Genomic DNA, 3,842 nt, shown 5'->3' on the forward strand with positions numbered 1-3,842 from the left:
TCAGCCCCAACGAATACGAACGCCGACACCACGCCGCTAAGCTCACGCTCGCCGCGTGATCAACGAAGCGTGTCCACCATCACGGGGGAAGGCCCAAGACCCCTGGCCCTGGACGACCGCGCTCCGGCAGGAGAACGAACGTCGGGCGCAGCGTCTGTTCAACCTCCCCGACGACTGGGACCTCCCCGACGCGGGCTGACCATGCGGCCGCCCGGTACCGTGTCCACCGGCCGGGTTCGGTTCACCTCCGGTGATCAGTTCTTCACCCCAGCCCCCTGTACCCCGGATCAGCGCTCTGGCCCGGGGTACGGCCGTGTCATCGCCAGGGCTGTCAGCCCGGTCCTGCATCCTGTGTCCATGGCCGACACCTTTGATCACGCCCCACAGGCATGGAACGCCGCGCAGCTCCGCGAAGTGATCAAACAGGCTGATACCTGACGGCCCGTGCCGATGGCCCGACGCCTCACCGCGGCGCCGGGCAACCACCGGCACGCGTGCTGCCTTTGTTCAGCTGTGCCGCATCCAGATGTTGGGCTCGCGATACACACCATGATCGGCGGATTGGTCGACCCGAAGCAGGCTCAATCCTCCTGGAATCACGTAGTCGCCCGACTCGAGGAAGGTCATTCCCGTCCACTGTTCCCACTCAGCCACCGTGCCGGTCATCGTCTGCGAAGTGGGAGCCGCCGCAAGGATCTCGGCACCGAGACGCTGATGGGTCCGTATCCACGGGTCAAGGGCCATCCCGTCCTCGCGGCTCCACCTCATGAAGGTCTCGATGGGTGTCAACGGATACTGGGCCTTCATCGTCGGGCGGACCGGCGCGATGACCTGGACCAAGCCGGCTTCCCCGGCGGTCTGGCGCAAGGCTTTGAGGGTCTCTCCCGCAAGTCCGCGCCCCTTGAGCGACGGGGTGACGACAGCTCCGCAGATGACCAGGGTGTTGGCTTCGGTCCCCTGCTCACGGCCTTCGACCGCACGGACAAGGGCCTGGGTATATCCGGTGGGGAGCGTCTCAGTCAGGCCGTCCCAGTGGATTGGTACACCCCAGCCCGATGCGACCGGCGCCTCGTGCTCATCCACCAGCGTGAGGTCCAGACCGGCGAACCACTCACCGACCCTGCCTATGTACTCCTTCACCAGCCGGTCAGCGGTGATGAACTCCGGAAAGCCCTCGCTGAAAAGCTCCTTCAGCTGCTCATCCGGCCACGTACGTGCGTCAGTTCGCTCGATCTTCAATGCCATGCCTGTTCATAGCACACAGGTTCTCGGCAGGCGCTACACCGTTTTCATCCCGCCGTCATTGATCGGAACCGGCTGGCACTGGTCCGCGAGCGCCTCAAGCCGGGCGGCCCTTTTGGATGAACCGCCCCAGCGGAAGTGCTGTCATTTCGCGTGAACATCTGAGGGCGCTGAGAACAGCCATCGCCTCCCAAACTGCTGGACAAACGCTGCTGCTGAAAGTGAACGAAACCAACAGGGCTCTGCGCATGTCGTGCAACGGCAGCCTGCAGCGGTCGGATCGCTGGCCAAGTTTGTCGCCCTGAAGCGCGCTAGGAGAGCACCCATTGGGGCGGGTGTCTGGGGTCGGCTGGACAGGTGAAGACGTGCAGGTCATGGTCCCGGCCGAAGCGGAGTCGGGTGGGTTGGGCAACGGACCGACCGCCCTGGATCGAGGCCATCCCCCGCAGGGACGGGTCGCGGTCTTCCAGCGGCACCCAGCTGTGCGAGCCGGCGTCCATCTCGTCGCCCCCGGCAGTTAGCAGCAGCCGCATCGGTGTCGCGCAGGACTCGCAGTCGATAGCCATCGGGCCCGTCGACGCCCAGCTGGGAAAGCCGCCGACCCGCCATCCGGGCGGGATCGAAAGGTCGCCCTGGTAGCTGGGGGCGTCGGTGCCGTGTTCCGCCACTTGGGCGTCGTCCCACGCGTCGATGCGGGCGATCAATGGGGCAGGCAGCGCGTCGTCCTCCGCCCAGGGATAGGTGTCGACCTCTTCGGGATGCAGGACGCACGGTTCGGGGAGTTCGTGCTCCCATCGCAGCATGGGCACTTCGGGTGGGGTGCGTTCTGCGCGCTCGGTCTCTGCGGCCCGTCGCCACCGCAGGCGGTAGCGGCGCGTCAGGTACGGACCGTGGGTGAACGGGCAGCGGAAGAGCTGCACCAGGTCCGCATTGTCGGGGCCGGCAGCCAGGCCCGGGATGTCCCGGCGGAAGAATTGGGCGAGGCCCACGAACGGCACCGGTCCGTCCTCCCCAGGCGTTTCGGCGCCGGGCCATGGCCGGCTCAATGGCCAGACGCCCGCGGCCCGGGCGCTGCGGATCTCGTCCGGCACGTACCCCTCGGTCTCGCGCTGGTGGGGCTCGTGGCAACCCGGCCAAGGCTCGCCGTCCGGCCACAGCATCGGACCACCGACATGGCTGTCGCGCATGCCGGGCCGCCCCGGCCTGGGGTGCAGTCGTGTGGTCCGGCCCCGATGGGCAGCCAGGTCGGGGAAGACGGCCTCCACGGACACTGGTCTGGCCGGCGTGGTCCTGGTCATGCGCAGACCGTACGTGGCCGGGAAGACGCCACGCGAACGGATTGCCCGCAAGCCCGTTCACGATGACACTCGGCGCCATCAGGCCCACCGACACCGACGGATCGTCGACCGAGGCCACCCCGCAGAACACCGACGCGGCGGCGACGAACACCAGCGACGCAACGATCCACCGTTCTCGCAGCGAGGAACGGGTGCGGACCACCACGCTCATTCACCACGTCCAGCCCGCCATCACGCAGAAGAGCATGGCCGCCGGCGGCAGGCGGACGGGCAGTGCCCACCGCACGACATCGCCGCGGGGCAACTGCTGCCCGGCCTGGACCAGTCGAGCGAGCGCCGGATGCTGAGTCGCAGTCTGGCGTCGGCACGGACGCCGGGCCCGCTACCGCGCTGCGTAGAGGTCCTGGGTCCACGCGCCGATGGTGCAGTCGCCCGCAGCCACACCGGTTGGGGCAGCCGCAAGTTCTCAGACAGCAGCTGCTCGCGGCCGCCAACGAGCGGGTGCGGGGCGCGAACGTCCGCGCCCTGCACGTCCTGGCGCCCGTACCCGATGGTGGCCCACCTCGGAGGGATGGGGTGGGCCACCGGTTCGTGGTCGGGTCAGCCGCAGTCGTTGCGGTTGATCTTCAGGGATCGGGTCTGGTCGTTGAGGTTGTAGCCGCGCAGGTCGTGGATGGAGCCGCCGCTGCGGGTCACGCACACCCAGCGGCCGGAGTAGTTCCGCTTCTCGTAGATGCGGGCGGTGCGGTCGGAATTGTTCCGGACGGGGCTGCCCCGGTCCCGGATCTCGGAGGGCAAGTCCTTGACGCAGCCGTCGGCGGCGCGGCGGGCCCAGGGCTGGCCGCCGAAGTTGATCTCGGGGTAGATGCAGACGTAGCCGGACGGGCAGTCGATCGCCGCCCGCACCCTGCCGGCCGGAGAGGAGGCGGAGGCGGTGGTGGCGGGGACGGCGAGCGGCATGAGGGCCAGGGCGGCGAAGGCCGCGACGCGCTTCACAGTTTTGATCACGGCACCAGACTCCCCGGCCGCCCTGGTCGGATGCGGGCGATCTCCTGCGCGTTCACTCCGCCAGAGGAGCGCGGAAGAAGCGTGCCGGGGCGCGAACAAGGCAGGCCGGCCCAGCTCATTACCCTGGCTGCGAGCCGGTGGCTTCGCCGCCACGTTCCGACCGCCGTGCGCGCAGGCTTTGACCTGGTAGGAACGATTCTGAGGTTCCCCCGAGATGCGGAGTGTGGTGACAGAGGGTCAGATGGTTTTCATGAGAGGAACATCGACCATGGCTGCCCCCAGGAAATACTCGCT

General features: G+C 68.1%; 6 protein-coding genes. 3 read left to right on the forward strand and 3 right to left on the reverse strand.

Annotated features, from left to right (window positions below; all coding sequences use genetic code 11):
- Positions 1–55 precede the first annotated feature (55 nt).
- Both ACGFU7_RS47655 and ACGFU7_RS47660 read left to right on the forward strand, forming a co-directional pair.
- A complete protein-coding gene (locus ACGFU7_RS47655) occupies positions 56–199 on the forward strand; it encodes a hypothetical protein (RefSeq protein ID WP_393705032.1) in 144 nt (47 codons plus the stop codon).
- Between the two features lie 158 nt (positions 200–357).
- Positions 358–438: a DUF6225 family protein gene (locus tag ACGFU7_RS47660; protein ID WP_393705040.1), complete on the forward strand. Its 81-nt coding sequence runs from the start codon at positions 358–360 to the stop codon at positions 436–438.
- Between the two features lie 69 nt (positions 439–507).
- On the opposite strand, the gene ACGFU7_RS47665 is transcribed toward ACGFU7_RS47660, so the two are convergent.
- Both ACGFU7_RS47665 and ACGFU7_RS47670 read right to left on the reverse strand, forming a co-directional pair.
- Positions 508–1,245: a hypothetical protein gene (locus ACGFU7_RS47665; protein ID WP_393705034.1), complete on the reverse strand. Its 738-nt coding sequence runs from the start codon at positions 1,243–1,245 to the stop codon at positions 508–510.
- Positions 1,246–1,553: 308 nt separating this feature from the next.
- Complete coding sequence (locus tag ACGFU7_RS47670; protein ID WP_393705036.1) at positions 1,554–2,540, reverse strand: hypothetical protein; 987 nt, start codon at positions 2,538–2,540, stop codon at positions 1,554–1,556.
- Positions 2,541–2,602: 62 nt separating this feature from the next.
- On the opposite strand from ACGFU7_RS47670, the gene ACGFU7_RS47675 reads away from it, so the two are divergent.
- The gene (locus ACGFU7_RS47675) at positions 2,603–2,887 is read left to right on the forward strand and encodes a hypothetical protein (RefSeq protein ID WP_393705037.1); all 285 of its coding nucleotides are present in this window, start codon (positions 2,603–2,605) and stop codon (positions 2,885–2,887) included.
- A 253-nt stretch (positions 2,888–3,140) separates the two neighbouring features.
- Here ACGFU7_RS47675 and ACGFU7_RS47680 read toward each other — a convergent pair whose 3' ends face one another.
- The gene (locus ACGFU7_RS47680; protein WP_393705038.1) at positions 3,141–3,548 is read right to left on the reverse strand and encodes a peptidase inhibitor family I36 protein; all 408 of its coding nucleotides are present in this window, start codon (positions 3,546–3,548) and stop codon (positions 3,141–3,143) included.
- Positions 3,549–3,842 lie beyond the last annotated feature (294 nt).

The organism is Streptomyces sp. NPDC048473 (assembly GCF_043200155.1).
Lineage (GTDB): Bacteria > Actinomycetota > Actinomycetes > Streptomycetales > Streptomycetaceae > Streptomyces.

Coding starts and splice junctions, on each gene's coding strand:
- ACGFU7_RS47660 (WP_393705040.1), top strand. CDS start 358: ATGGCCGACACCTTTGATCACGCCCCACAGGCATGGAACGCCGCGCAG.
- ACGFU7_RS47665 (WP_393705034.1), bottom strand. CDS start 1,245: ATGGCATTGAAGATCGAGCGAACTGACGCACGTACGTGGCCGGATGAG.
- ACGFU7_RS47670 (WP_393705036.1), bottom strand. CDS start 2,540: ATGACCAGGACCACGCCGGCCAGACCAGTGTCCGTGGAGGCCGTCTTC.
- ACGFU7_RS47675 (WP_393705037.1), top strand. CDS start 2,603: ATGACACTCGGCGCCATCAGGCCCACCGACACCGACGGATCGTCGACC.